Raw genomic sequence first — 26,366 nt, 5'->3', positions numbered from 1 at the left:
TCCTGGGAGATGTGTGGGTCATGGCAGCGCGCCTCCGGCGATCCACGCCAGGAGCGTCTGATACTCGGGGGTGCCGTCGGCGTAGATGGCTCCGCCGCCGTGTCCCGCCCCCGCGGCCTTGCGCAACAGGCGGCTGCCAGCGGGCGCCGCGGTGTCCGTCAGCGCGTTCGACACCTGGAAGTCCGCGTCCGCGTCGCCCGTCAACACGAAGCCCGTGTTGCCCGCGGCGCCTCCAGCGCGATGGCAGGACTGACAGCCCGATAGCAACAGGGGATGAGCGTCCGTGGCGAACGAGGGCGCGTCACCTCCTCCGTCGCCACCACCGCCGCCGTCACCACCGGAGGGCGTGCCCGCGTCGGGGCTCGCGTCGCCGCGGTGGAAGTCCGCGCAGCCCGGGACGAACAGGAGCGCGAGCAGGAGTCCGAGCCTAGAACTCATACGCCACCACCAGTCGCGTGAAGTCGTCCGGCACCTCGTCCACCTTCTCCAGGTTCCAGAACTGGAAGAGGCCCACGCTCAAGCCCTTCCAGCGTGCGACCGCGCCCACGTTGTGCGCGGAGGCGTCCTCGCGGGTGAGCGCGGTGGTGTCGAGAATCCGCCCGCGCTGATTGCCGAAGGTGCGCAGGCCCTGCCGATACTGGAGGTAGAGCCAATCGGTGGGATGGAAGCGGAGCTGGAGGTAGCTGGCGAAGTGGTAGTAGTCCGCGCCGGGACCGCCGTACCCCTCGGCCTCGCCTCCAGAGACGTCCGCGCGCAGCAGACCCGCGCCCAGTGAGAAGCGCTCCAGCACCGGCACCCCGCGAGGGCGCCACGACGCGACGTCCAGGGCCTGGAGGAACAGCCTCCGGCCGTATCCCAGCGGATTGTAGTAGGCCGAGTACCAGAGGCTCAGCGGGCCCCAGGAGCCACCCAGCCGCGTCCCCACGCCCAGCCGCGTCGCTTCCAACGGAGCGAAGTCCGACTGGAGGTTGAGTACTGCATCGGCCCGCCGGAGCTGGTAGCCCGCGATGACGTAGACATCCGCGGAGAGCAGGAACGGCCCCTCGCGGCGCTGCACGTTCGCCGTGAGCCCCTCGCGCGCGTAGACAGGCGGAAGCACCTTCTGGTCGAAGCCCGCGAGGCCGCCGTAGCTATGGTGGAACAGCGGCTCGGCGCCGAAGGGCACCAGCACCTTGCCCACCTTGGCGGAGAGCCGCACCGGCCAGTCCTCGCCGCTGACGCGATAGCCCACCTCCCAGAACTGGAGCGACAACATCTCCAGCGTCAGCGTCACCGGGTCCTCGGTGGACTGGCGCGTCAGGAAGAGGAAGTGGTGGTAGCTGCGCAGCGCGTTCGAGGCGCCCTTCTGGAAGGGCTGGTCGTTGTAGCCGAGGCGCTCGTAGTTGAGGTCGAAGCGCCCGTTGAGCGTGAGCGAGCCGAGCACGGGGAAGGTCCCGAGTTGGACGCCCGGCGGCGGCCCACCCGATGAAGCGGCGGGCCGCTCGGTGGGTGGCGTCGAGGACGGAGAAGCGGGCGCAGCGGTGGCCACGGTGGCAGGTGGCGTCAGGGACGGAGCAACGGGCGCGGCGGTGGCCAGGGGAGGAGCCTCCGTCCCGCGCGCGCCCTCCTCAATCCACCGGGCCAGGAGCGCGAGCTCCGCGCTCCCGGGCTCCCACACCGCGCCGCCCTGATGCGAGGCACCTCGCGCGCGTTGATACAGGAGGCTCGTGTCGGCCGAGCCGGGCGTCACCAGCGCCAGCACCGTGCGCAGGTGGGGCTCGGGCTCCGAGTGGGCGACATAGCGGGTGGACCCGGCGAACCCATCCGCCGCGTGACAGCTCGCGCAGCCCGCCAGGAGCTGCTCGTGGATGCGGGGAGCGAAGCGCAGCGAGTCCGAAATGGAGGCAGACGCCGGCACGGGCTGCGTCCCTGGCGCGAGCGGCGTGGACGAAGGAGGCGTCGGCGCATCCCCCACGCGCGCGGAAGCAGGAGCCCCCGGAGGCATTGCCGCCGTCGCGGGTGGCGCCGAGGGCACCTCCCCCAGGCGCGCGCCCCCCGGAGGCGTTGCCACCGTCGAAGGTGTCGCTGAAGCCACGTCCCCCACGCGCGCGGAAGTCGGAGCCCCCAACGTCGTTGCCGCCGCCGACGAGGGGGGCGGCGCGGTCCCGGCAGGGGCCTGTCCTGGGAGCGCCCCGGATTCGACCCACCTCAGCAACGTGGCGTACTCGGGCGACTCGGCCGCGAGCGACTTCTTGCCACCATGCAGGACCGCGCCGGTCCCCTTCTTCAACAGCGGACTCTGCGCGGCGGCATCCAGCTTCACGAACCGCAGCGTGGTCTCGTAGTCCGTGCCATCGCCACGCAGCACCCACTTCGACCTGCCAGCCATGCCCTCCGGGCGATGACATGACAGACACCGGGCCACGAGGATGGGCCGGGCGTCGGCGGCGAAGGTCGGTCCGCGCGGCTTCGGCGCCCCTCCCGTCCTCGGCCCCGACGGAGTCAGCACCGGTGCTGGTGCCGCCTTCGTGGGCGCGGCAGGTGCCGCGGAGGTCTCGGGAGTCCCCGCGTCAGCGCTGCCTTCTGGTGCGGGCGGAGGCGTCGGCGGACGCTGGATGCCCAGCCGCTCCTGGAGCTGGCGGCGCTTCTCCTCCTGCGTCTGCGCGCGCGCGGGCATGGCCGCCGTCAGCAGGAACACCCCCACGCAGAGACGGCCCAGGTCAGCGAGGCGCATGGCAGGCCTCGCAGCGCATGGAGCTCGGCGCCTTGGCCGCCCGTCCATCGTGGCAACTGCCACAGTAGCGGCCCTCGCGCATGTCCTGATGGGTGAAGCCCAGTGGGGCCTGGGGGAACACCCCCGGGTGGCAGCTGTAGCAACGCTGCGAGTCGTGGGCCCAGTGTGAGAACAGCGCCGGCACCGGCGCCTTGCGTTCCTTCAAGGGAGGAATCCGGACATCCTGGGGCGCGTTGACCGCGAGGATGGGCGGCGCGAAGAGCAGCGGCACGGCGAGCACCACCCGCCAGCGCCAGCGATGCAGCACGGCCCCCGCGCGAGCGCGCCAGGGCTCCGAGGTCGGAGTGCTCATAGCGCCTTGCGCTCCTTGAGGATCTTCCAGACGGACACCACGTAGAGGCCCACTCCCAGCAACACCAGGGGCACGCCCACCGCGGTGAACACCACGAAGGTGAGCGGTGACCAGAACAGCGTGGTGAAGAGCTGGACACACAACCCCGCCAGCACCAGCAGGGCCGCCCTCCGGATGCGCTTCTCGTGGCTCATGGACGTGGCTCCGGCAGCCAGAAGTTCCGCGCCTTCACGCCCTCCAGGTCGTGCGCGAGGTCGTGACACGTGAGACACGAGCGCGCGCCGCTCTGGAGCTCCGCCTGGATGTCCTGGTGCGCGGACGCCTCCAGGAAGCTCCGGGCGTCGCTGTGACAGTGCAGGCAGTTGTAGTTGGGATACGGCTGATAGAGCTTCGGTCGCTCGGGAATGGTGCCGAAGTAGTGGACCCAGACGTGCTTGAGCCCGTTGAACTTCGCCTTCGCGTCACCGAACAGGGCGTAGTCCGTGTGGCACGCGTAGCAGGTGGTGTCCCGGCTGATGAGCCGCTTCTGGTAATGCACCGCCGCCAGCGACGCGGCGTTGTCCACGAACAGGCTCTGCCCGTACGGCTCCATCTCGTGACAGCCCAGGCAGAACTGCGTCTGCGACGACTCACGCACGCCCACGGCGACGCCCGCGCCGGTGACGACCAGTGGGAGGATGGCCAGACCCGCGAGCAACACCAGCCGCCCCAGGTGGCTCGCGGTCAGGACTCCCGCCGCGAACGCAATCAGGGCGACCAGGACCGCCACGGCGATGACAACCACTATCAAGAGGGTGGGCAGGCGGGAACCTCGCTCCCTTTCCTATACAGGTCTCATGCCCATGCGTGAACCCTGGAATGAAGATGCGCAATCGACACGCAATTCCTGCGCACCCGCGCCATGGCGCGCAAGAATTGCGCGACCATGACCGGGGGGGAGCGACAGCACGTCCAATCCCTAGCGCTTGTCGACGAGGTGGCGCAGGAGCGAGGTGAGCCCGGAGAAGCGGAACGACGGGTCGATGTACTTCTCGAGCACGTAGAAGGCGAAGTAGTAGGCACGACAGAAGGCCCAGATGGCGAGCAGCAGCAGGAGCAGGACGCGCCACTCGGGCAGCTCCATCAGGAGCAGCGCCGACGAGACGCAGCCGATGACGACGAAGAGGATGGCCTTCACCCACATCCACCGGTGGGATTGCAGGTCGCGCATCCCTGGAACGTAGCGCCTGGCGAGCCCTCTTCGACAGGCCGGCCCACCCACGCTCGACCTCCGGGACTTGCATGCATACCAACCGTACGGTATGACATCACCATGCCACGCCCACCGAAACACGCGCCAGAACGCGGGGATGCCCGGACGCGGCTGCTCGAGGCCGCGCGCGACACGATTCGCGCGAAGGGCTTCGCCGCGACCTCGGTCGAGGAGCTCTGCCAGGTCGCGGAGGTGACGAAGGGCGCCTTCTTCCATCACTTCAAGAGCAAGGAGGGGCTCGGCGTGGCCGCCGCGGAGCACTGGAAGGAGACGACGACCGCCTTCTTCGCGAGCGCGCCCTACCACGCCCCCGCGGACCCGCTCGACCGGGTCCTGGCCTACGTGGCCTTCCGCAAGTCCATCATCACCGGGAGCCCCGCCGAGTTCTGCTGTCTGGTGGGCACGCTGGCGCAGGAGGTCCACGCGAGCGCGCCCGACATCCGGGAGGCCTGCGCCGCGAGCATCTTCGGTCATGCCCAGACGCTCGAGGCGGACATCGCCGCCGCCATGCGCAAGCGCCGCGTCTCCGGAGGCTGGACGGCCGCGAGCCTGGCACGCCACACCCAGACGGTGATTCAAGGCGCCTTCGTGCTCGCCAAGGCGGGGAACGACGCGGCCCTCGCGCGCGAGAGCCTGGACCACCTGGACCGCTACATCCGCCTGCTCTTCAGGCTCACACCCCCGGAGAAAGCCTCACCATGACCCAGGCCTCATCGCTCGGCTGCGCCTGCGGGGAAGTCTCCCTGCGGGTGGACAAAGCCCCCATCATCAGCGCCGAGTGCTGCTGCGACAGCTGTCGCGCGGCCGTCGCGAGATTCCAGACGCTGCCCGCGTCACGGCTGCTGCTGGGGCCTCGGGACGCGTCACGCTTCGTGCTCTACCGCAAGGACCGCGTCCACTTCCTCCAGGGCACGGACCGCCTCGCGGAGTTCCGGCTCACGCCGGAGTCGAAGACCCGCCGCGTCGTCGCCACGTGCTGCAACACGCCCGTGTTCCTCGAGTTCCAGAGCGGCCACTGGCTCAGCCTCTATGGGGGCCTCTGGGCCGACGGAACCCTGCCTCCGCTGGAGCTGCGGACGATGACCTCCGACCTGCCGCCCGGGCCCGCGCTCCCCACGGACGTGCCCAACAGCCGGCACCAATCCGTCGCGTTCTTCATCAAGCTGCTCGGCGCGTGGGTGGGGATGGGCTTTCGCAGCCCGAAGCTCACCTTCGTCAAGGCGGAGCTGCCGCGCTGACCTCGCGCGCGGATGCGCCTGCTAGAGCCTGCCGACGACGAGCCCTCGGACGTCACGATACCACCGACAATCGCATGACCAGAGCCCTCCAGGTGCAACAGCAACGCACAGGAACGACCGGGCATCAGCAGATAGATGGAACCCCGGACGCGACGAGGGGCGTCGAAGCAGCTCACGAATTGTTCGTGAGTTCATCGACTTGCTCGAGGAGTTCCCATGCCCGCTCGCCGTGTATCCCTGGTCCCTGTTTCACTGTGCGCCACTGTCGCGCTCGCCCTCCTCTCCGGCTGTGGCGGAGGCCTCGCGACGTCCAACCCGCGCTACTTCACCGACGGGAAATGGAACGCGTTGGACAGCCCGTATGCCCTCACGCCCATGCTCGCCTGCGCGTATCCGGCGGAGGGCAACGACAAGGTGTATCGCAACCTCGAGGACCATCTCGCGCCCGCCATCTGGAGCGCGTATGGCAAGGATGTCTCCGAGGTGAAGGTGAAGAAGTTGAAGGGAGACAGCGAATGGTGTGACGCGTTCCCGAACATCGCCGCGGACCGCTTCATCGTCCCGCCGCGGATGAAGAAGGAGCTGGCCGAGTACGTGAAACAGTCCGGCGCCAGGGGTGTCATCATCCCGGTCGCGCACCTGTATCGCTCGCCCATCATGAAGGATGTCCTGGGCCCTGATGGTTCGCCCATCGGGAGCGTGGAGACGGACCGCTTCGGCGCCGACGGCACCGCGGGACTCTTCGTCCACTACATCAACGAGAGCGGAGAGCTCGTCTACACGGGACGCTCGAAGACGAATGGCCTGGGCGTACTCGCGAACCCCATCGATTACATGCGGGACCATGCGTCCGACTACGCCCAGCAGATGACGCAGAAGGCGCCGCCCGTCGCCCTCCAGTAGCCCTCGTGCTTGACTCTCCCCCTGGGGGAGACCGCCACCCTCCGGGCATGTCACCCACGGACATGTCTCGGAGGAAGCGCATGGCGGCGGCAATCCTTGGAACCCTCATCCTGCTGGCGGGCGCGGCGGCGGGCGCCTGGTGGTGGATGGGGAGGGCCCTCTTCCAGCCCGGCACCGTGACGCAGGTGCTGGCCGCGCGGGGCGAGACGCTGGAGGTTCCTCCGGGACAACGCGCGGACGCCTCGTCCTGGCAGGTGACCGGGGATGTCCAGTTGCACCACGTCGCCGTGGGCGAGGGGCGGGACGTCCTCGTCATCCATGGAGGCCCTGGCCTGCCTCCAGCGAACCCCTGGCGGGCAGCGGCGCTGACGGGCAACGCCTTGCGCTGGCACTTCTATGACCAGCGAGGCTGTGGCGCCTCCTCGCGCCCCATCTCCCAGCCTCCGCCCGGAGGCACCTGGCAGGCCATGCAGGAGGTGGAGGCCCGCCTGGGACTCGCCGAGCAGCTCGCGGACATCGAGCGCATCCGGCGTCTGCTCGGCCGGGAGCGACTGACGTTGGTGGGCCACTCCTTCGGGGCCCTGCTCGCCCTGTTGTATGCGGCGGAGTGGCCGGAGCGGGTGGACGCGCTCGTGCTCGTGGCGCCGGCCCCGTTGGTGACGATGCCCTCGAAGGGCGATGACCTGTTCACCCAGGTGCGCACCCGTCTGGACGAAGCAGGCCAGCGGGAGCTCGCGGCCTGGATGAAGCACACCTTCGACTTCCCTGCCCGCCTGAAGGACGACGAGGCCCGCCTCGCCGAGCACTTCGCCGCCTTCGGACCGCTGTATGCCCGGGCCCTGAACGCCGAGCGCCCCGACACGAGGCATCCCGACACTGGTGCCGCTGGAGGCTTCCTCTCGCTCGGGCTCTACCTGAGCCTGGGACGCCATCACGACTGGAGCGAATGGCTGCGCCGGGTGCGCGCGCGCACGCTCGTCATCCATGGCGCCCAGGACCTCCAGCCGCGCTCGGCCACCACGCGCGTGGTAGAAGCGATTCCCCACGCGCGACTCGTGGAGCTGGCAGGCAGCGGGCACTTCCCCTTCGAGGAGCAGCCCGAGGCCTTCGCGGCCACCGTGCGCGCCTTCCTCCAGGAGGAGGAGCGGTGAGCGGACTGCTGTACTCCATCGGCGAGGTGTCTCGCATCACCGGGCTCACAGTGAAGGCGTTGCGCCTGTACCAGGAGAAGGGGCTGCTCGAGCCCTCGCGCGTGGACGCCTCCACGGGCTACCGCTACTACACCGAGCACGACATCTCGCTCGCCCACACCGTGCGCGCGCTGCGCGACCTGAAGCTCTCCCTGGAGGAGATTCACGGCGTGCTCACGCAGCTGGGACAGGGCGCCTCGCTCGCGGAGCAGCTCGCGCGCGTGCGGGCCCGACTCGCCGAGGAGGCCGCGAGCGCGCGACGCTCCGTGCTCGCGCTGGACACGCTGCTCGAAAACCAGGCCCGGGCGGAGACCTACCTGCGCGCGCCGCCGCCCCTGCTCGAACGCTGGCTCCCACCCGTTCGTGTCGCCGTGCATCGGGCCCGGGGGCGCTACTCCGACGCGTCGGTGTTCTTCCCCCGGCTGCTGGCCGCGTGTGGCCCCCACGTGGCCGGGGCGCCCTTCTGCCTCTTCCACGAAGCGGAGTACCGCGAGGACGACGCGGACCAGTCCTGGTGCGTGCCCCTGGCCCCCGGGGCCATCCCGGAGGGCGTCGCCATCACGGAGCTGCCCGAGGTGCAGGCCGTCACGCTCGCGCACTCCGGCCCGCCCCACTCCGTGGGCCCATCCTGGGCCCGCCTCTTCGCCCACCTCCACGCGAAGGAGCGCACCCCGAGCGTCCCGCTTCGCGAGACCTACCTGCGCGTGGACTCGGCCCAGGGCACCTCGTGGATGAGCGAGCTCGCACTGTCGTGGGAGGCGAGCCCGGACTGAATCAGGGCGACGGCGCCCGGTGGCTCGTGGAGAGCCAGCGACGCACCTCGTCCAGGTACTCCTTCGGGAGCGCATGCCCGCTGTCGAAGGTCTTGTGTGTCTTGCGCACGGACGGAGCGGACTCGAACAGGGCGCGACTGTCGGCGACGGGCGCGAAGTCATCCTGGTTCGCGGTCAGCAGCAACCAGTCCTGGCGAATCGTCGACATGTGCCGCGACGGGGCGACCTCCTCCATCGACGGATCGATGTGGGGCGGCACCATGGTGATGAGGTGGGTGACGCGCTTCTCGCGCGCCGCCAGCAGGAGCCCCACCTGGGCGCCCATGCTGTACCCGACGACGAGCACGCGCGGCGGCTTGCCCTGGGCGAGCACCGCGGACAGCACCGCGTGGGCATCCCGCACGGTGTCGGCGATCATCTTCACGTACCGCGCGGGCTCGCCCTTGTGGGCCAGCTTCGCGAGCGCCCCGGGCTTCGCCTCGGGGTTCGCCCGCTCTCCGTGCAGTCGCGCGTCGAAGAGATAGACGCGGTAGCCGGCCCGCAGGAGCTCGTCCTTCAAGACGCCGCCATGCGTGGGCCCCGCGTCCGACAGCCAGTCCTCCTTGCGGCGCGTGAGGCCATGCACCAGGACGGCGATGGGTGGATTCGCGTGCCCCCCTTCGGGCTCGAGCACCCGCGTGGGGATGCGCTCTCCATCCGCGCCACGAACATCCAGCGTCGGCGTCGGGGCATCGGCCCGGGCCAGGGAGGCGGACAGCAGCAGCACGCACAGCGACAGCCAGCGGAACATGGTGGACTCCTGGAAGTGAGCTTCACCGTCACCCTGCCCTCCGCTGTGTCGGACAGGCGTCAACCCGCGGTTGACGTTCGATTGACGTTCCCTCCGGTAGCCTGCGACCGTCCTGCCATCCCGAGGTCCCCTGCCCGCTCATGCGAGTGCTCGTCGTCGAAGACAACCGTGACCTCCAGGCCAACATCGCGAGGTTCCTGGGCGCGGACTTCCAGCTCGACTTCGCCGCCACCGGGCCCCAGGGGCTCACGCTCGCGCTGAGCCACGAGTACGACGTCATCGTGCTGGACCTGATGCTGCCGGGGATGAGCGGCATCGAGCTGTGTCAGCGCTACCGGCAGCTCGCCGCCCGGCTGGTGCCCATCCTGATGCTCACCGCGCGCGACACGCTCGAGGACAAGGAGGAGGGCTTCCGAGCAGGCGCGGATGACTACCTCGTCAAGCCGTTCTCGCTGAGGGAGCTCCGGCTGCGGCTGGAGGCCCTGGCGCGCCGCCCCGTGCCTCCGAGCGGTCGGCGTCTGACGGTGGGCTCGCTCACCCTGGAGCCCGACACAGGACAGGCCAGGCGCGGCGAGCGCGGCGTGCGACTCAACCGGACCGAGGCGCTGCTCCTCAAGCTGCTGATGGAGTCCGCGCCAGAGCCCGTGTCGACGGCGACGCTCGCCCATCAGCTCTGGGGCGACGACGCACCGGAGTCCAGCGCCCTGCGCACGCACGTCTATGCGCTGAGAGGCGCGCTCGCCGAGCTGGGCATGGGCGACTGCATCACCACCCACCGCAACAAGGGCTACAGCCTGGAGGCCCGTGAGGACTAGGTCGATACGAGCGCTCCTCCTGGGCGCCATGGTGTCGTCCGCGGCGCTCTCGCTGGTCCTCATGGGGGCGTTCTTCACGCTCTTCAGCTACGACCTCGAGGACACCCTCTTCGCGCGGCTCGTCGCCGCCGCGATGGACCAGCGGGGCGGCGATGGGGTGATGCCACTCGGCATCAGGACCTATGTGGGCCACGCGAGCCTGCCGTCCTGGCTCCAGGCGGAGGTGCCGGCGGACGCGCTGGGTGGCGAGTACGAAATCTTTCCTCCCGGGCATGGACACTTCCATGTCGCGGTGCGACCGGACGTGTCGACAGGCTTCACGCGCTACGGCGTGCTCGACACGACGGAGCTGACCGGCACCACGCGCCAGCTGCGTCGCACGTCGGGCCTGCTGGTGGTGAGCGCGGTGCTGGCCCTGCTGGGCGCCGCCGGGCTCTCCCTGCTGGTCGCGAGGCGGCTGGGGGTTCCGCTGGAGCGGCTCGTCGCGCAGGTGCAGTCGGGCCATGAGCCGCGAGCCGAGGACATCGTCGTCACCGAGGTGCGGGCCCTGTCCCAGGCCTTGAGTGCCCGGGATGTCCGCATCCAGGAGCTGCTGGAGCGGGAGCGGGCGTTCAACCGGGACGCCAGTCACGAGCTGCGCACGCCGCTCGCCGTGGCGCAGGGCGCGGTGGAGATACTGGAGCTGGACCCGCCCAGGGACTCGGCGACCTTCGAGCGGCTGCGGCAGGCGGTCCTCCAGATGGGCCTGCTGACGGAGGGCATCCTCTGGCTGGCGCGGCCGGGGCGCTCGGACGAGACGTGCGGACTGGTGAGCATCTCTCGCGAGCTGCTCGCGCTGTACGGTGACCACCTCTCCCGAGGCGACGTGGAGCTCGTCGTCGAGGCGACGGACGAGGTCGTCGTGCCGCTGCCCGGCTCCGTGGCGCGGGTGATGCTGGGCAACCTCATCAAGAACGCGCTCGCGTATACGGAAGAGGGGCGCATCGTCATCCGCGTCACGCCCGAGGCGTGGAGCATCGACGACACAGGGGTGGGCTTCGGTCGGAGCGAGCCCGAGCAAAGGGGCTTTGGTGTCGGACTGTCGCTGGTGGAGCGGCTGGCGCGCCGGTTCCAGTGGACGCTGGACCTCCGCGCGGTGGAGCCGCATGGCACACATGTCCGACTGACCTGGCCTTCATGAGGGCGGGCGCTGGAACTCATGACCGGGGCCATCTACAACTGGCCCATGCACTCGAGCCTCCGCCGCCTGACCGCTCTTGTCCTCGTCTCGCTGACGCTCGCCTGCGCGACGCGAGCCGCGGCGCCCTCCCCAGGACCCCCCATGACGACGCCCTCCCCGCTGGACGCCCCCGCCGAGCAGTACGTGAAGCTGGCCCTCGCCGTGGGGCAGCACGACGGCAACTACGTGGACGCCTATTACGGGCCGGAGGCCTGGGCGAAGGAGGCCGAGGCCACGAAGCTGCCCCTGCCCGAGATTGCCGCGCGCGCCGCCGCGATGGTGGCCGCGGTGGAGGCGACGCCGGTGCCCGCCGATGAGCTGCTCGCGATGCGCCACCGCTTCCTGCTGACCCAGCTGCGCTCGCTGGAGGCGCGGGTGCGGATGCTGTCCGGCGAGAAGCTGAAGTTCGACGAGGAGAGCCAGGCGCTCTACGGCGCGAAGGACCCGGGGCACACCGACGCGGAGTTCGAGGCGGTGCTCGCGGAGTTGGACAAGCGCCTGCCCGGCCAGGGGCCGCTGGTCGACCGGCTGGACCGCTTCCGCAACGACTTCGTCATCCCGAAGGACAAGCTGGACGAGGTCTTCCGCGTCGCCATCCAGGAGGCCCGGCGCCGCACGCTCCAGCACGTGGAGCTGCCCGCCAACGAGCACTTCACGTTGGAGTACGTCACCAACAAGCCGTGGAGTGGCTACAACTGGTACAAGGGCAACTCGACCAGCGTCATTCAAATCAACACGGACCTGCCCTTCTACATCCTGCGTGCCATCGACCTGGCGGCGCACGAGGGCTATCCGGGGCACCACGTCTACAACGCGTTGCTCGAGCAGCACCTGGTGCGCGGACGCGGGTGGGTGGAGCTCACGGTGTATCCGCTGTACTCGCCCATGTCGCTCATCGCCGAGGGCAGCGCGAACTACGGCATCGACGTGGCGTTCCCGGACGCGGAGGCGTACCTGCGGGACGTCCTCTTCCCGCTGGCGGGGCTCGACCCGAAGCGCGCGGCCAACTACGTGGCCGTGGAGGCGCTGGCGGCGAAGCTGTCCTACGCGAGCAACGAGGGCGCGCGCCGGTACCTGGACGGACAGCTCAGCCGCGAGGCGACGCGGGACTGGTTCGTGCGCTACGGCCTGGTGTCCGTGGAGCGGGCGACGCAGAAGATGGCCTTCATCGACTCGTATCGCGCGTATGTCATCAACTACAACCTGGGCCAGGACCTGGTGAAGCAGTACGTCGAGCGCCACATGGGCACCGACACCTCGCCCGAGCGCCGCTGGCAGGTGTTCCGCGAGCTGCTGTCCTCCATGCGGCTTCCGGCGGACCTGGACCCCGCCGCGAAGTGAGGGCCGGGTTCCACACCTGCCCAGGAAGCGCGAACAAGGGAGTCACACATGCGCGTCACACGGACTGTTCGACTCGAGGTGAACCCGACGACGGACCCGCGGTGGGCCGCATGGGAGGGCTCCTTCAGGTTGCCCGCGGCGCCTGGCGAAGCCGGAGGGCCCCAGTGGTACTCGGGCAAGCGGCGCGGCGAGCGCCTCGTGATCCACCGGCAAATCCCTGCCTGGGAGCGCTGGGTGTGGCGCCCGAGGAACCACGTGGAGTCCTCCGTGGAGAAGGTGGCTGAGAAGGAGGTCCAGGTGGTGACTCGCCTGGTGTGGCACGACTCGGTCATCCTGCCCCTCGCCGCGTTGGTGCTCGGGACGCTCGCGACGTTCCGGTTCCTGTGGGGGACCGCCTGGCTCTGGGGCTTCCTGGCGATGATGTATGCCTTCGCGGGCCTGCCGTGGCTCGTGGGCTCTCGACAGGTCCGGCGGGAGTCCCTGGCGTTGACCCACGCACTCGAGAGTCAGGCCACCGCGGCTGACACGACAACACGCCCCCATTGACGTGTCAGGCCAGGTGCTTTGACGTGTAGGCCCGAAGCACCCTCTCTTGAACACACCACATCCCCCCGGAATGACAGGCGCTGGGGGGATGGCTTATCGTGTGCAAGTGGGGGAGGCATGCACACTCGTGCGGACCGTCTGTCATTCGAGGCGCCTCTGGCAGAGCCGACCAGGCTCGTCGAGCAGGCCCGCGACCTGGTGAACCAGCGCGTGACGCTGGGGGAGGTCATCCCCTTCCTCTCCGAGCCCGAGTTGCTCGCCGCCAGTGATGCCTTGCTGCTGTCGGTGCCCGGGTTCCGCGAGCTCCACGCCGAGCTGTGGGACCCGGCCCTCCCCGAGCCCGAGGCCCTCTCCACCCTGCCGGAAGGCTCGTTCGGCCGCTGCTACGCGGCCTACATGGCGCACTACCGGCTGGCCCCGGACTTCTTCCCCATCCAGGCCGAGCTCGACCCGGAGGCGACGCCCACCCGCTACGCCGTCCACCGGCTCAACAAGTGCCACGACTTCTTCCACGTCCTGGGCGCCTATGAGACCTCGGACGCGGACGAGGTCGCCGTCCAGTCGTTCGTGTTCGGACTCGCCCCCTCCGCGCTCGCCCTGTTCCTGGCGGCGGCCTCCGTGCACCCGGACATCCTCCGCGACAAGTACAAGCACCTGCGCGACATCTACGAAGGGCGCATCCAGGCCCACGACTTCGTCCGCGGCGTCGCCGCCACCGCCCTCTTGGGCGCGCGCCTCGAGTCCCTGATGGAGGAGCCGCTGGACGGACTGCGGCAGCGGCTCGGCCTGGGGGCACGGACGGACTTCCGACCCGGGCATCCCGGCGAGAACACCTGCTCGGGCCGCTCCGTCCCCGCCTTCTTCACGCACGCCACCGCTCAGGTGCCGTGAAGCTTCAGCATCCGCCGCCCCACCTCCGTGTCCGCGAAGTCCGGCAGCCCATCCGCGTCCGTGCTGACGCTCAGCTCGCGCAGGGCCTCGTCGCTCGCCCCCATCTCGCGCAGCGTCAGCCCGGCGAGGGCGTAGGCATCGCTCCCCAGGAGCAACCGGCGTGGCTGCTTCTCCATCGCCGCGAGCCGCAGCAGCGCCTTCGCCGCCTTCTCGGGCACACCGCGCGCCGCGCCCGGATTGGCCCTCACGCTCGCGTTGAGCGCCCCCACCGTGGCCTGGTAGTCGGGCTTCGAGGGATGAATCGTCATCGACGCGCCCGCCCAGTCCGTGGCGAAGCCACCTGGCTCCACGATGGTCACCTGGATGCCGAGCGGCGCCACCTCGTTCATCACCACCTCGCTGAAGCCCGCGACCGCGAACTTCGCGGCTTGATAGGCACTCAGCCCCGGCGTGCCTCCGCGTCGCCCTCCAATCGAGCTGATTTGGAGGATGCGCCCCTGCCGCTGCGCCCGCATCACCGGCAGCACCGCCCGCGTCACGTGCACCACGCCGTAGAAGTTGGTGTCCATCTGCGCGCGGAAGTCGTCGAGCGACAGGTCCTCCGCCGAGTCGATGTTGGCGTAGCCCGCGTTGTTCACCAGCACGTCGATGCGGCCGAAGGCCTCCACCGCCTCGCGCACCGCCCGCGCCGCCTGCTCGGGCTGGGTGACGTCCAGGGCCACCGGTCGGATGCGCGCGCCGTGCTCGCGAACGAGGTCCGCGAGCGACTCGGGGTTGCGCGCCGTGGCGACGACGCGGTGCCCGGCGGCGAGCACGGCGAGGGTGAGCGCGCGGCCCAGGCCACGCGAGCTGCCCGTGAGGAACCACACCTGCGAAGTGTCTTGGGTCATGGGCTCAAGATGCGGCGCGAGCCCGCGCGCCTCAAATCCAGACGCGCCACTATCTCATCGAATCGCGCCAACGGTGCGGCGTGGTGCCCTCCCAGGCGCGGAACGCCCGCGTGAAGGAGTTGAGCTCCTCGAAGCCGAGCAGGAAGGCAATCTCGTCCACGCCCACCTGCTCGGTGCGCAAGAGCCGCAGCGCCGTGCGATGCCGGACGTCATCGAGCACCTGCTGATAGCTCAGGCCGTGCTCCTCCAACCGACGCTGGAGCGTCCGGGCGCTGAGCGCCAGCTCCCGCGCCACCTTCGCCACGCTGGGCCGCTCCCCCGCCATGCGCCGGGCGACCACCGCGCGGACCCGCTCGACGAGCGAGTCCTGCTCGACGGGCGCGAGTCGCTCGTCGAGGCTGGGGAGCAACACCCGCAGCAGGTTCGCGTTGTGGGTGACGAAGGGCGTGGAGAGCACCTTCGCGTCGAAGACGAGCGCGTCGCGCCGCGCCTTGAAGCGCAGCGGGCAGCCGAAGAAGCGCATCAGCATCGGCTCGTCCGCCCGGGCGCGGAGGAGCTCCACGCGCTTGGGTGCCAGCGACAACCCGCTCCCTCGCTGGAGCAGCACCAACAACGAGGCCAGCGAGGCATCGACGAGGCGCGCGGGCGCGGGGCTGGAGGCGTGCAGGTACGTCGTGTGGACGGTGACCTCGCCGCCCTGGGTGTCGACGGACATGTCCTTCGGGCCGCACAGGCGCTTGTAGCGGGCAATCTTGCCCAGGGCCGTGCCCAGGTCCGGTGAGTGCAACGCGGCCAGCGACGAGATGTCGTACTCGTGCACCTGCGTCTCACGCGCGAGGCGCAACCCGATGTCCGCCGGAGACGACTCCCCGAGCACCTCCCAGAAGTGGAAGAACTGCGCGGTGCTCATCGCGCCCCCAGCGGGCACGCGCGCGGCGGCGGTGGCGTGGGCCACGTTCACGCCGAGCCGGGCAAGACGCGCGCCCACATCCGGCGCGAGGTGGACGAGGTCTCCGCTCATCGAAGAAGCGTAACGAGCACCCCGGCACGCGACCAATCCGATCGCGCCAATCGCCCGGACGGTGCCCCCGCGCGCCAGGACAATCCCTCACGCAAGGCCCTGGTCTCGGACCACGACCGCCTGTATGCCTGCCGGCATGAGCGCTCGGAATGCAATCGTCGTCGGAGGAACGGGCAACATCGGCGCCGCTGTCATCCACAGGCTGCGGGCGGAGGGACTGCACGTCATCTGCGCCTCGGAGGACGTGACGCGGGAGTCATCCGACTCGATGCGGGTGGACGTCACCGATGAAGCCTCCGTGAGGTCGCTGTTCGACAAGGCGTCCGCCAACGGGCCCCTTCATCTGCTGGTCAACTGCTCGGGCTTCGGGGCCTTCACGCCCATCGAGGAGACCTCGCTCGCGGACTGGCGGCGGAGCCTGGACGTGAACCTGACGGGTGCCTTCCTGTGCGCGCGCGAGGCGTTCAAGCGGATGAAGGCGCATGGCGGAGGGCGCATCGTCCACATCGGCTCGGTGAGCGACCACCTCACCCTGCCCATGAATGGCGCCTACGCCGCCTCCAAGCATGGCCTCCGGGGGCTGACGGGCGTGCTGAACGCGGAGGGAAAGGACCACGCCATCCGGGCCACGCTGCTGTCGCTGGGAGCCGTGTACACGGCCTTCTGGAAGACGCGTCCGGAGTTCAGCCCCGCCGACATGCTGTCCGTGGACGACGTGGCCGAGTCCATCTGGGAGATTGCCCGCAAGCCCTTGCACATCCGCGTGGACGAGCTGCGCCTGGTCCCCTCGAAGGGAGTCCTGTGATGACGTCGCCCTCGAACGCGGACCTGGCGCTCGTCACGGGGGCCAGCCGGGGAATCGGCGCGGCCATCGCGGAGGTGCTCGCCGGGCAGGGGCTGCACGTCGTCCTCCTCGCGCGGGACGAGGAGGCCCTGGCCCGACAGGAGGCGAAGCTGCGCGCATCGGGAGCCCAGGCGTGGTCCTTCGCGTGCGACCTGGCGAACGAGGCCGCGCTGGACGCGACGCTCGCGAGGCTGGAGTCCACCGTGGGAGTGCCAGGAGTCCTCGTGAACAACGCGGGCTTCGGCGGGCCCTTCCACCGCGCCGACGAGGTCTCGCGGAGCGAGTGGGAGCAGCTCTTCGGGGTGAATGTGGACGCCGTCCACCAGCTCTGCCGCTGGGCCCTGCCGCGCATGAAGGCGGCGAGGTTCGGCAGAATCGTCAACATCGCCTCCTCCCTCGGCCTCTTCGGCGGGGCGCTCTCCTCCACCTACGCGGCCACCAAGCACGCGCTCGTGGGCTACTCCAGGTCCATCGGCGCCGAGTGGGGCGCGCACGGCATCACCTGCAACGCCATCTGCCCCGGCTACATCGACACGGAGATGCTGGCGAAGGCGCCGCCCGCGCTCCGCGAGGAGCTGCTGCGCAGGATTCCCGCCGGGAGGTTCGCCACGCCCGACGAGGTGGCCCGACTGGTGGCCTTCGTCGCGGGCCCCTCCGGGGGCTACATCAACGGCACCACGCTGGTCGTCGACGGGGGATTGTCATCCCATCTGGCCAACGACCTGCCAACCTTCTGAGGCGGCGCCGCTACGCCTTCTTCAGCACGGAGACCAGGTCGCCCGCGCCCAGCCGGGTGACCTCCTCCGCGGAGGTGTGCAGGAAGCGCAGGGCATACCCCTCGCTGCCCTGAGAGAGCGCGGGCACATCCGTCAGCCCCGCGAAGAACGTGGGCGCCTTGCCGGGCGTGAAGCTCCGCGCGGTGGAGTCCGCCTCCAGGCCTCGCAGCCTGCGAAGGAAGGAAGCGGTGTCCTCGTCCTCCGCCCGCTTCAGGACGGACACGGAGCCATCCCGACGCCGGACGTGCACGGTGCGGCTGCGCGCTGCGGCGTGCAGGGTCGCCAGCTCCCACAGCGTGGGCCGGGCGCCGGTGCCGAAGTAGGCCAGGGTGTCCTTGCCCAGGTGTGCGAGTCCCCCCCGGGAGCGGGCCACGCTCTGGAAGCCGTCCTCGGGAGGGACCTTCACGTCCACCCAGCGAAGCTGCTTCTCGACGAGGTCGATGACGAGCGGCACCGAAATCTGCGCGCTCCCCTGCAAGTCGAAGCGCTGCTCCACCGTGCGCGCGTCGAAGTGTTCCCCCTCCACCTCGTCCCGGACCATGAAGCCCGCGAACGCGTCCTCCATCCGGTCGAACGAGACGCTGTTGAAGGAGAAGACCACGGGGATGGCGTAGCGCACACCCTGGGCGAGCAGGCGCTCCATGTGCACGTCCAGGAACTCTGCGCCTCCCAGCGGCGGAGAGCCCGACGTGACATCCCCCGAATGCACCGCGGCGTCGTCCTCCAGCCGAAGGTTCGTGTAGTCACACCGGTCCACCAGCCACCAGTTCTTGTCGTAGAGCGCCACCGACAGGTCCAGGTCGACGTACGTGTTCTGGGGCTCCGTCCAGTGGACGAAGAAGCGCAGGACCTTCCCCTCCGGAATCGGCAGCAGGCTGCCGCGAGGCACCGCCACCAACGCCTTCGAGGCCGTCTTCTCCGCCATCGGCACCAGGAGGTCCCCCAGCGCCTCGTCGATGACCGCCTGAGGGAAGGACGGCAGGGCCTCCGCCCGTCGCAGCAGCTCCCGCTCCAGCGGCGCCACCAGCTGGCCAATCACATCCCCGGGGAGCAACGGACGACGGTCCTCCATGCCCCAGGCGTGGGTGGCCTCACCCTTCGGGAAGAAGATGCGCCGGGCGAACGGCTGGTGCCGCTTGCGCAGGTGCGCCGAGGCGGCGAGCAGCAACGCGGGCGGAGACCGGGCCAGCACGGCATCGAGCGTCGCGAGCAGCTCCGGCGCCAGCGACGCGGAGCCCGCGAGCGCCACCGAGAGCCGGCTCACATGGTCCAACCTGCGCAGCAGCTCACCGGGCCGCTGCCGGAGCAGCGTCAGCGCGCCCGGAAGCGCCCTCGCGCGCAGCGCCTCCTCGACGCGCGAGGTCCAGGAGCGGAACTCCACCACGACGCCGCCCTCGACGTCCCGCGTCTGGAAGGACTCGGGATGTGCACCGGCGAGGCCCAGCAGCGTCGCGCCGAACGGCGTCTGCACGGAGAGCACCGTCCCGCGCAGCACGGCGAACGCGAGCGAGACCTTGGGATGACGCCGCCACTCCTCGAAGACGTGCAGCAGCCCGCCGAAGGCCTTCCACAGGCCCGGGTTGCGACCGACGTCCTCGGTGACGTTCAACAGGGAGAAGCCCTCCATCATCTGGAGGACGGCGCGCCGCACCTGACGCGGCGGGCTCTTCAAGGGCACCTTGACGGAGAGGTCGGGGTTGCCACCCGCCCAGGCCACCAGCACGCGGAGCACATCCGAGGCGGTCTTCACGTGCGCCGCGGCGCCGGCCAGCACGTCCCCCGCCGTCCGGGGGTCCCGGAGGAGGTGCCCCACGATGAGCGCCAGGGTCTCCTTCACCGGGATGCGCCGGGGCAGCCAGCCCAGCACCCGGGGCCCGAAGGCGGACACGAGTCGCTTGAGGATCTCCAGGTCGCGAGGGTTGAGCACCGTGGACCGCGATGCCAGCCGTCGCATCAGTCCGCTCGCGGTGGCCTCGGGGTCCGTGCCCAGGGACAACCGCGTCAACTGGCTCCGACGGATGGAGTAGACGGTCCGCGAAGCGCCCTTGAGTTCCTTGGGCTGCAGGAAGGGGTCCGTCGGCGACAGACGTCGACGGCAGATGGGACAGGCGGAGTAGTCCTTGCCGTCGAAGCACTTCTCACAGACGAGGTGGGCGCACGGCGACAGCGCGCGCACCGAGCCCAGGGTGCCGCAGTGGATGCACGGCTGCTCGGGGTTCTGGTACAGCCACGACAGCACGCGCTGGACGAACAGCGCCTGCGTGTCGCGCGGGACGCTGTGGGGGAAGGCGCGGAACAGCGGGACGAAGGGGCGGTCCTTGCCCACCGTCGCCGCGCAGTTCTCGTAGAGGAAGCGGCCGGACGCGGCCAGGGTCTCGTCGGGGAGCGCGAGCAGCGCGTCCCGGAGGGCCCCCGCGAGCACGTAGCCGACACCCGCCAGGTCCGCATCCAGCGCGACCAGGGCCTCCTCGCGTGCCTTCGTGTCACCGCCGGCGGGCAGGCCCGTGGGAGGAAAGACGAGCCCCGTGGTCCAGAGCAACAGCGCGGCGGAATCGCCCGTGAGTTGGAGCGAAGGGGCGCCCATGGTGACTCCCTGAGAGAGGGGAAAGGCGGGGCGGAGAGCGGATGAGCTACCTCATAGGAGTGAGAAGGAAGCACACCCAAAGCCGCCCCGCTGGGAACCCTACCAGGGCCCACCAGGAACCGCCAACGAGGAAAAAGACCGGGGCATCGGACACACGCCGTGCGCCAGCGAACCATCGCCAGACATCCTCGACGTTGAATTGACAGCGTGAACCCACCCCTCTCAAGTTGGGCCGTCGCCGACGCCGGCGATCTGGAGCACGTGAGGGTGTGGGCGGGCGCAATGCCTCTCAGACCCAGACACGCATCGCAGTCCATCGCGTCATTCCCATGCCGAGGATTGTTCCATGTCGAAATCGAATCCGTCGACTGTATCCAGCCGTCTGTTCTTCACACTCGCCACGCTCTGGGGCGTGCTCCTGGCGCCCGCCGCCCAGGCCCACTCGGCTGTCTATGGTGGAGGACCTTTCTACTCCGGGGGCACCGCGGTGATGGATGACCTGCGCGCGTCGGGGTTCACCACGGTGATTCTGTGGAGCTTCCACATCGAGGACAACGGGGACCTCGTCTACAACGACATCCCCGTGGTCCGGAATGGCGCGTACATCGGCGACGCGGCGTGGCCCACGCGGCTGGCCACGCTCAAGCGGGCGCCCACGTCGGTCAATCGCATCGAGGTGTCCATCGGCGCCTGGAGCGTCCCGGACTTCGAGCGCATGGCGAGGCTGGTCAACGGCACCGCCGCCGGCTGCGGCACCACGCTGGTCTGCGGCACCGGGAGCAACAGCATCCTGTACCGCAACTTCCAGGTGCTGAAGACCATCACCGGCGCGGACGCGGTGAACTTCGACGACGAGAGCGCGTATGACCTCGCTCCGACGACGACCTTCGGGCAGATGCTGATCGGCCTGGGCTACAAGATCGCCTTCGTGCCGTACACGCAGCAGACATTCTGGCGCAACCTCCGGAACAACCTGGGGAGCGCGGTGGACCGCATCTATCTCCAGGTCTACGACGGCGGCGCGGGCAACAACCCGGCGAGCTGGAACACGGCCATGGGGATGACGGTGTCCCCGGGCCTGTGGTCGCGGCACGGCACCAACTGCGCGTCGGGTGACAGCCCGGCTTCGGTGCAGACCAAGATGACCCAATGGAAGGCCAATGCCGGCATCCCGGGCGGCTTCATGTGGCTGTATGACGACATCCAGCGGTGCTCGGCGCAAGGGACGAGCGCGCAGTACGCGGCGGCCATCAACACCGCGGTCAGCGGCAACACGCCTCCGGTGGCGAACTTCGGCGTCACCCTCAGCGGACTCACGGCGACGTTCAGCGACGCGTCCACGGACGCCGATGGCAGCATCGTCTCGCGCAGCTGGAGCTTCGGCGACGGCACCACGTCCACGGCGACGAACCCCGCGCGCACGTATGCGAGTGGCGGCAACTACAACGTCACGCTGACGGTCACGGACAACGGTGGGGCGAGCCACAGCAGGACCCAGACGGTCTCCGTGGGCACGGGCTTCATCAACCTGGCGCTGAACAAGCCCACCAGCAGCACCACGCCCTGCAACAGCAACGAGACGGCGGCCAAGGCGGTCAACGGGAGTGTCTCGGGTGGAACCACCGACAAGTTCTGCTCACTGACGTCACCGGCGTGGATGGATATCGACCTGGGCTCGGCCCAGACGGTCAGCAGCTTCACCGTGAAGCACGCGGGGGCAGGCGGTGAGACGGCGACCTGGAACACCCAGGCGTTCACCATCCAGACTTCGACCAATGGGACGACGTGGAACACCGTCGTCACGGTGAGCGCCAACACCGCCAACGTCTCCACCCACCCCATCACCGCCACGTCCGCGCGCTACATCCGGCTCCATGTGACGCTGCCCACCCAGGACTTCTCGCCGGCGGCACGCATCTACGAGTTCGAGGTCCGCTGAGTTCCAGGCATCCGCGCCGACCCGCGAGCATGTCTCGGGTCGGCGTGGGCGTCCCTCGTCAGGGCGCTGTTCAGAAGTGCGTGTGACTCGCCCCTACAAACATCACCAGCGTCCGTGGCCCTACGTCTCGAGAAGACGGCCATGACATGCCGGCACACCCTGCATCGACGTGGCGCGCACGGACCGGCGGCGCACGGGGGCGACTTCCTTGCGTCGAGCGCGGACACAAAAGGCCGCGACGGGCGCTCACATCCATACACGTCGTGCCCCGTGGGAGCGCCCGCGGACAAAGGGGCGCGCCTTGCCAACCTCAAGCGTCGACACGGAAGGCCGCGACAGCCGGCCTCATCGATACAAGCCGTGCCGAGCTGGAAGGCCCCGCGAGTGCGCGGGCACTACTTCCCGGCGTCGAGCGCGGACAGCGCGGCCTGCACCGCGTCCACCGCGTACTGGGAGAACTCCCGCTGCATCCTGGGCAGCCGCTCCGCTTCCGCGAGCGCCGTCTCCAGGTCCTCGCGCGCCTCGTCCTTGCGGCCAGCGCGCTCCAGCGTCCGCGCCCGGCTCAGCCATACCGCCAGCCGTCGCCCTCCCTGCGCCCGCTTCAGCGCGCGGTCCGTCGCGGCGAGCGCCTCGTCGTAGCGACCGAGCTCCCGGAGGTTCGCGGCCACCCGCGCGCTGGCGGAGAAGTCGTCGGGCAGCTCGCGCTCCGTCTGGACGAAGAGCGCGAGGGTGTCCGCCAGGTGCCCGCTCGACTCCGCGGCGCTGTAGAGCGGAGGGTCCCACGCCGCCCGCCCCCGCGCCGTGGTCTCCTCGGCGCGATACGCGAGCACCTTCGCGTAGTACTCCTCGGACAGCTTCCGGGCCCCTTCCTTGTCGCCGCGCTCCTCGAGCAGGTCCGCCATGGAGCCGTAGAGCCACGTCTGCCCCTTCGCGTCGCGCTCGCGCAGCTGCTCGAAGGCCTTCTCGAAGTAGACCTCCAGCGCCTTCATGGCCGGCGCGGCCCAGGGCTTGGGCTCGTCCGCGTACCTCGCGCAGGCGTAGGCGGTGCTCGCGGCGCCCGCCCTGCGCGCTTCGTCGAGACTCGGGACCTCTTTCACCGCGTACTCCGCGCACGCCTGGAAGGCCTCGGCGTTCCACAGCGCGTTGAGCGCGGACTCCACGGCCCTCGCACGACGGCTCCACTGCTTGGAGCCTTTCGCCACCGCCTCCTGGTACTTGCGCGCCGCCAGTTCGTGCTCCCGCCTGGCATGGGCGCGGTCTCCTTCGAGCAGCAGCAATTCCGGCCCCGACACCTGGGCTCTCAATGCGCGCCGGGCATCGTCGAGCAACGCCAGCACGTCCTCCAGCCCGGCGCCGCCCATCCAGCGCAGCGCGGGCGTCTCCGTCTCGGAGTCGAGCACCAGCAGCGTGGGCAGGTTGTCCACCGGGAAGCGCTCGAGGAGCGGCTCGTTGATGGGGTCATCCACATCCACCGCGAGCAGGACGTAGTCCTTCGACTTCTCGATGAAGCCGGGCGCGGCGAAGACCTGCGCCTCCATGGTCCGGCACGGCGGACACCACACCGCGCCGAAGTCGATGAAGAGCGGCTTGCGCGCGGCCCGGGCCTGGGCGAGCGCCGCGGCGTAGTCGTTCTGGATGAACGCCGCGTGCTCGGGGGGACGTGCTTTCGTGGTGGCACAACCCACGAGGACCATGAGGCAGACGGGGAGGAGCCGCTTCATGGGAGGCGACTCTACCACCGCGACAGCTCACATCCGTTCGCCGGGGAGCTGGCTGGCCTGCTTCACCCAGGACACGAAGCGGGCCTCGTCGAGCGCGTCGTCCTCGCGGATGTCGAGGTAGCGGGTGTCCTGGCTCTTCGACTCGCCCGGAGGCATGGGCTTCAGCGCCGTGCCCCGGAAGAAGGCCACCTTGATGTACTTCGCGAAGCAGTGGATGCCGAGGAACATCCCCTGGCCCTCGATGCCATACATCGGCGAGTTCCACTTCACCGCCTTGGACACTCCCGGGACGGCGCGAGAGATGAGCGCGTCGAGTCGCGCGCCGACCTCCCGCTTCCAGCCCGGCATGGCCGCGATGTAGGCCTGGATGGGGGCCTCCCCGTACCCCTTCGCGATCTGCGGATTGCCTCCGGAGAGGAGGACTGGCGCCTTGGCCGGTGCCGAGGTCGCCTTGCGCTCCGTGGCCTTCTTCGCCGCTGGCTTCTTCGCCGTGGTCTTCTTCTCGGCGGTCTTCTTGGCCTGGGGCTTCTTCGCCGTGGCCTTCTTCGCCGTGGCCTTCTTCGCAGTGGCCTTCTTCGCCGCGGCCTTCGCGGCCGTCTTGCCAACCATGTCGCGCACTCCTGGATGACGGGGGTGGGGCGCCATCACGCCCCGAACCCTATCGCTTCTTCGCCTTCGCACCGCTCGGCTTCGCGGCCTTCTTCACGGCGCTCTGCTTCCGCGCCGCCGGGGCCTTCTTCGCCGCCACCGCCTTCTTCGCCACCGGCGTGGCCTTCTTCTTCGGCGCACTGTTCAGGGCCGCGGCCGCCTTCACCAGCGCCTTGAACGCACTCGCGTCGACCTTCTCCCCCTCACGGATGTCGATGGCCCGGCGCGCGTTGCCCTCCAGGCTGGAGTTGAAGATGCCCGTCGGGTCGGGGACGCGGGCGCCCTTGATGAAGGTGAGCTTCGCGACCTTCGTGTACGCCTCCCCCGTCGTGACAATCCCATTGTGGGACCACACCGGCGTGCCCCACTTCCACTCCTCGGTCATCTCCGGGACGGCCTCCAGGATCAGCTTCCGCATCCGGGCCAGGGCCTCTCCCCGCCAGTCCCCCAGGTCGAGGATGCGCTGGTCGATGAGCCTCGACGCGGCCTCCCCGCTCGCCTGCCCCTCCCCCTTCTTCACGAGTGACCTCCGGCCAGCACCGGCGCCGCGGCCGGAACCGGAGCCACCTGCAGGCGACGCCAGAAGAAGTACGACAGCCCCCAGAGCACGCTGGTCCCCACCACCCAACCCCACGCCTCGGGGCCGTCCCCCACCGCGCGGTGTGCGATGAACGCGGAGGCCAGGTTGATGGCGAACCCCGCGTAGGCCCACTCCTTCAGCCGCGCCGGCACGGGCGCGAGCAGCAGCACCACCCCGAGGAACTTCGCCCACGACAGCTCCTCCCGGAAGTAGTCGGGGAAGCCCAGGTGGGTGAACGCCGCCGCCACCTGCGGCAGGCTCAGCTGCGCGTAGGCGGTGAAGCCGATCTGCAAGCAGAACAGCGCGGTGACAACCCAGAAGCCGATGGTGATTCTCTTCGAGCGCGTCATCTTCAGTTCCTCGGGGAAGAAGTGTGTCCAGGGGTCACGACGCCGAACTGCTCGGCGTACTCGGCATGCAGCCGCTGCCAGCCCTCGAACCGCATCGCCTCCGGGCCGACCAGGCGCCCCAGCGGCTCGCCCGCCAGGAGTCCATCCAACACGTCGAAGCAGATGTGCCAGCCCGCCGCGCCCATCGCGATGAAGCCCTGGTGGATGTTGTGCCAGAGCGTCAGCCGCGTGCCGCCGCTCTCGCGCGGCTCCAGCTCCCAGCGGACATCGTTCCCGCCCCAGCTGTACTCGAGCAGCTTCGGCGCCTCGGCCCGCTTCACCTGCGTCTCGGCGACGAGCGGCTTGGGCGCGCCCACCGTGGTGAGCATCGCGGAGCCCACCGCGCCCAGGTTCCGGTCCGAGTCGAACGGCGCCCACTCCCGCAGCTGCTCGGGGTCCGTGAGCGCCTCCCAGACCTTCACGGGCGGGTGGCGCAGGTCACGCACGAGGACGAGCGTCCAGCGCTCCGCGTCCTTCTTGATGTGGGCCCCGGCCGCGCGGCCGGGGGTGTACTTCGCACGGTGAGTCATCGCTTCTTTCCTTTGCTGGAGGTCTGCTCCATCCGGTCCAGATGGCGCTCGAGCGCGTCGACATGGGCCGTCCAGAAGCGACGGAAGGGCGCAAGCCACTCGTCGACCTCCATGAGCGGCTCGGGCCGCAGCCGGTAGACACGTCGCTGGGCCTCGACCCGGGACTCCACGAAGCCCGCCTCGCGCAGCACCCGCAGGTGCTTGGACACCGAGGGCTGGGACATCCGCAGCTCCCGCTCGATTTCGCCGACGGAGCACTCCGACGCGGCCAGCAGGCTGAGGATGCTCCTCCGGTTGGGCTCCGCGATGATTCCGAACGAGGATTCCATGCCGCATATATACCCATGAATTCATATAACCGTCAAGGCATGTACTGGAAATATGACAGGACCTTGTCAGGACATCGGGGGGTTTTGGCTTC

29 protein-coding genes are annotated in these 26,366 nt (G+C 69.7%); 13 read left to right on the top strand and 16 right to left on the bottom strand.

Translation table 11 applies throughout. From position 1 onward, the window contains the following. Positions 1-18 precede the first annotated feature (18 nt). From K8625_RS38355 to K8625_RS38330, 6 genes are all read right to left on the bottom strand, one after another. Positions 19-438, bottom strand: coding sequence for a hypothetical protein (locus K8625_RS38355; protein ID WP_223785498.1), 420 nt, complete (start codon positions 436-438; stop codon positions 19-21). Beyond that, on the bottom strand, positions 428-2,713 hold the full coding sequence (locus tag K8625_RS38350; protein WP_223785497.1) for a hypothetical protein: 2,286 nt from the start codon (positions 2,711-2,713) through the stop codon (positions 428-430). Before K8625_RS38350 ends, K8625_RS38355 begins: the two co-directional genes overlap by 11 nt. After that, complete coding sequence (locus K8625_RS38345) at positions 2,700-3,065, bottom strand: c(7)-type cytochrome triheme domain-containing protein (protein WP_223785496.1); 366 nt, start codon at positions 3,063-3,065, stop codon at positions 2,700-2,702. The genes K8625_RS38350 and K8625_RS38345 overlap by 14 nt, the downstream gene beginning before the upstream one ends. Then, positions 3,062-3,259 (bottom strand): hypothetical protein, encoded by a 198-nt coding sequence (locus tag K8625_RS38340; RefSeq protein WP_223750280.1) that lies wholly within the window; start codon positions 3,257-3,259, stop codon positions 3,062-3,064. Before K8625_RS38340 ends, K8625_RS38345 begins: the two co-directional genes overlap by 4 nt. Next, positions 3,256-3,834: a NapC/NirT family cytochrome c gene (locus K8625_RS38335; RefSeq protein WP_194868998.1), complete on the bottom strand. Its 579-nt coding sequence runs from the start codon at positions 3,832-3,834 to the stop codon at positions 3,256-3,258. Before K8625_RS38335 ends, K8625_RS38340 begins: the two co-directional genes overlap by 4 nt. A 189-nt stretch (positions 3,835-4,023) precedes the next feature. Beyond that, positions 4,024-4,275 carry a hypothetical protein gene (locus K8625_RS38330; protein ID WP_141322985.1) on the bottom strand — a complete coding sequence of 84 codons (252 nt, stop codon included), beginning with the start codon at positions 4,273-4,275 and terminating at the stop codon, positions 4,024-4,026. 102 nt (positions 4,276-4,377) lie between these two features. Between K8625_RS38330 and K8625_RS38325 the strand changes: the two genes are divergently transcribed. From K8625_RS38325 to K8625_RS38305, 5 genes are all read left to right on the top strand, one after another. Further along, positions 4,378-5,019: a TetR/AcrR family transcriptional regulator gene (locus tag K8625_RS38325; RefSeq protein WP_223750279.1), complete on the top strand. Its 642-nt coding sequence runs from the start codon at positions 4,378-4,380 to the stop codon at positions 5,017-5,019. Further along, a complete protein-coding gene (locus tag K8625_RS38320; RefSeq protein ID WP_223785495.1) occupies positions 5,016-5,555 on the top strand; it encodes a GFA family protein in 540 nt (179 codons plus the stop codon). Before K8625_RS38325 ends, K8625_RS38320 begins: the two co-directional genes overlap by 4 nt. A gap of 216 nt (positions 5,556-5,771) precedes the next feature. Then, positions 5,772-6,458: an endonuclease Q family protein gene (locus tag K8625_RS38315; RefSeq protein WP_223750277.1), complete on the top strand. Its 687-nt coding sequence runs from the start codon at positions 5,772-5,774 to the stop codon at positions 6,456-6,458. Between the two features lie 80 nt (positions 6,459-6,538). Continuing rightward, entirely contained in the window at positions 6,539-7,609 is a 1,071-nt protein-coding gene (locus tag K8625_RS38310; protein ID WP_223785494.1) for an alpha/beta fold hydrolase, read from the top strand. Next, a complete protein-coding gene (locus K8625_RS38305; RefSeq protein WP_223785493.1) occupies positions 7,606-8,421 on the top strand; it encodes a MerR family transcriptional regulator in 816 nt (271 codons plus the stop codon). Before K8625_RS38310 ends, K8625_RS38305 begins: the two co-directional genes overlap by 4 nt. Position 8,422: 1 nt before the next feature. Here K8625_RS38305 and K8625_RS38300 read toward each other — a convergent pair whose 3' ends face one another. Further along, positions 8,423-9,211 (bottom strand): alpha/beta hydrolase, encoded by a 789-nt coding sequence (locus K8625_RS38300; protein WP_223785492.1) that lies wholly within the window; start codon positions 9,209-9,211, stop codon positions 8,423-8,425. Positions 9,212-9,351: 140 nt separating this feature from the next. Here K8625_RS38300 and K8625_RS38295 point away from each other — a divergent pair, with 140 nt between their 5' ends. The 5 genes from K8625_RS38295 to K8625_RS38275 all read left to right on the top strand — a co-directional run bounded on the left by K8625_RS38295 (position 9,352) and on the right by K8625_RS38275 (position 14,023). Further along, positions 9,352-10,026: a response regulator transcription factor gene (locus K8625_RS38295; protein WP_223785491.1), complete on the top strand. Its 675-nt coding sequence runs from the start codon at positions 9,352-9,354 to the stop codon at positions 10,024-10,026. Beyond that, on the top strand, positions 10,016-11,206 hold the full coding sequence (locus K8625_RS38290; protein WP_223785490.1) for a HAMP domain-containing sensor histidine kinase: 1,191 nt from the start codon (positions 10,016-10,018) through the stop codon (positions 11,204-11,206). The genes K8625_RS38295 and K8625_RS38290 overlap by 11 nt, the downstream gene beginning before the upstream one ends. Before the next feature lie 141 nt (positions 11,207-11,347). Next, positions 11,348-12,586, top strand: coding sequence for a hypothetical protein (locus K8625_RS38285; RefSeq protein WP_223785489.1), 1,239 nt, complete (start codon positions 11,348-11,350; stop codon positions 12,584-12,586). A 267-nt stretch (positions 12,587-12,853) separates the two neighbouring features. Further along, positions 12,854-13,132, top strand: coding sequence for a hypothetical protein (locus K8625_RS38280; protein ID WP_223750270.1), 279 nt, complete (start codon positions 12,854-12,856; stop codon positions 13,130-13,132). A gap of 117 nt (positions 13,133-13,249) precedes the next feature. Further along, complete coding sequence (locus K8625_RS38275) at positions 13,250-14,023, top strand: Coq4 family protein (protein WP_223785488.1); 774 nt, start codon at positions 13,250-13,252, stop codon at positions 14,021-14,023. On the opposite strand, the gene K8625_RS38270 is transcribed toward K8625_RS38275, so the two are convergent. Both K8625_RS38270 and K8625_RS38265 read right to left on the bottom strand, forming a co-directional pair. Next, positions 14,011-14,913, bottom strand: coding sequence for an SDR family NAD(P)-dependent oxidoreductase (locus K8625_RS38270; protein ID WP_223785487.1), 903 nt, complete (start codon positions 14,911-14,913; stop codon positions 14,011-14,013). The two genes, K8625_RS38275 and K8625_RS38270, sit on opposite strands and share 13 nt — an antisense overlap. A 49-nt stretch (positions 14,914-14,962) precedes the next feature. Further along, positions 14,963-15,934 (bottom strand): AraC family transcriptional regulator, encoded by a 972-nt coding sequence (locus K8625_RS38265; RefSeq protein ID WP_223785486.1) that lies wholly within the window; start codon positions 15,932-15,934, stop codon positions 14,963-14,965. 136 nt (positions 15,935-16,070) lie between these two features. Here K8625_RS38265 and K8625_RS38260 point away from each other — a divergent pair, with 136 nt between their 5' ends. Beyond that, positions 16,071-16,739, top strand: a complete 669-nt coding sequence (locus tag K8625_RS38260; RefSeq protein WP_223785485.1) for an SDR family oxidoreductase — start codon at positions 16,071-16,073, stop codon at positions 16,737-16,739. Beyond that, positions 16,739-17,515, top strand: coding sequence for an SDR family NAD(P)-dependent oxidoreductase (locus K8625_RS38255; protein WP_223785484.1), 777 nt, complete (start codon positions 16,739-16,741; stop codon positions 17,513-17,515). The genes K8625_RS38260 and K8625_RS38255 overlap by 1 nt, the downstream gene beginning before the upstream one ends. A 10-nt stretch (positions 17,516-17,525) precedes the next feature. Here K8625_RS38255 and K8625_RS38250 read toward each other — a convergent pair whose 3' ends face one another. Beyond that, positions 17,526-20,138 (bottom strand): MXAN_6230/SCO0854 family RING domain-containing protein, encoded by a 2,613-nt coding sequence (locus K8625_RS38250; RefSeq protein WP_223785483.1) that lies wholly within the window; start codon positions 20,136-20,138, stop codon positions 17,526-17,528. Positions 20,139-20,484: 346 nt separating this feature from the next. Here K8625_RS38250 and K8625_RS38245 point away from each other — a divergent pair, with 346 nt between their 5' ends. Beyond that, a complete protein-coding gene (locus K8625_RS38245; RefSeq protein ID WP_223785482.1) occupies positions 20,485-22,077 on the top strand; it encodes a PKD domain-containing protein in 1,593 nt (530 codons plus the stop codon). Positions 22,078-22,472: 395 nt separating this feature from the next. Here K8625_RS38245 and K8625_RS38240 read toward each other — a convergent pair whose 3' ends face one another. The 6 genes from K8625_RS38240 to K8625_RS38215 are packed head-to-tail and all read right to left on the bottom strand — an operon-like array spanning position 22,473 to position 26,274. Beyond that, on the bottom strand, positions 22,473-23,798 hold the full coding sequence (locus tag K8625_RS38240) for a thioredoxin family protein (RefSeq protein WP_223785481.1): 1,326 nt from the start codon (positions 23,796-23,798) through the stop codon (positions 22,473-22,475). Positions 23,799-23,825: 27 nt separating this feature from the next. Then, positions 23,826-24,407: a DUF1801 domain-containing protein gene (locus tag K8625_RS38235; protein WP_141323003.1), complete on the bottom strand. Its 582-nt coding sequence runs from the start codon at positions 24,405-24,407 to the stop codon at positions 23,826-23,828. Between the two features lie 49 nt (positions 24,408-24,456). Then, the gene (locus K8625_RS44705) at positions 24,457-24,966 is read right to left on the bottom strand and encodes a DUF1801 domain-containing protein (protein WP_324289062.1); all 510 of its coding nucleotides are present in this window, start codon (positions 24,964-24,966) and stop codon (positions 24,457-24,459) included. Continuing rightward, the gene (locus K8625_RS38225; RefSeq protein ID WP_141323004.1) at positions 24,963-25,376 is read right to left on the bottom strand and encodes a DoxX family protein; all 414 of its coding nucleotides are present in this window, start codon (positions 25,374-25,376) and stop codon (positions 24,963-24,965) included. Before K8625_RS38225 ends, K8625_RS44705 begins: the two co-directional genes overlap by 4 nt. A 2-nt stretch (positions 25,377-25,378) precedes the next feature. Beyond that, a complete protein-coding gene (locus K8625_RS38220) occupies positions 25,379-25,945 on the bottom strand; it encodes an SRPBCC family protein (protein WP_141323005.1) in 567 nt (188 codons plus the stop codon). Beyond that, positions 25,942-26,274: a helix-turn-helix transcriptional regulator gene (locus K8625_RS38215; RefSeq protein ID WP_046711976.1), complete on the bottom strand. Its 333-nt coding sequence runs from the start codon at positions 26,272-26,274 to the stop codon at positions 25,942-25,944. Before K8625_RS38215 ends, K8625_RS38220 begins: the two co-directional genes overlap by 4 nt. Between the last annotated feature and the right edge of the window lie 92 nt (positions 26,275-26,366).

The sequence above is a fragment of the Myxococcus sp. AS-1-15 genome (genome assembly GCF_020037055.1).
GTDB lineage: Bacteria > Myxococcota > Myxococcia > Myxococcales > Myxococcaceae > Myxococcus > Myxococcus fulvus.
This window is presented reverse-complemented; position numbering and strand designations above follow the sequence as displayed.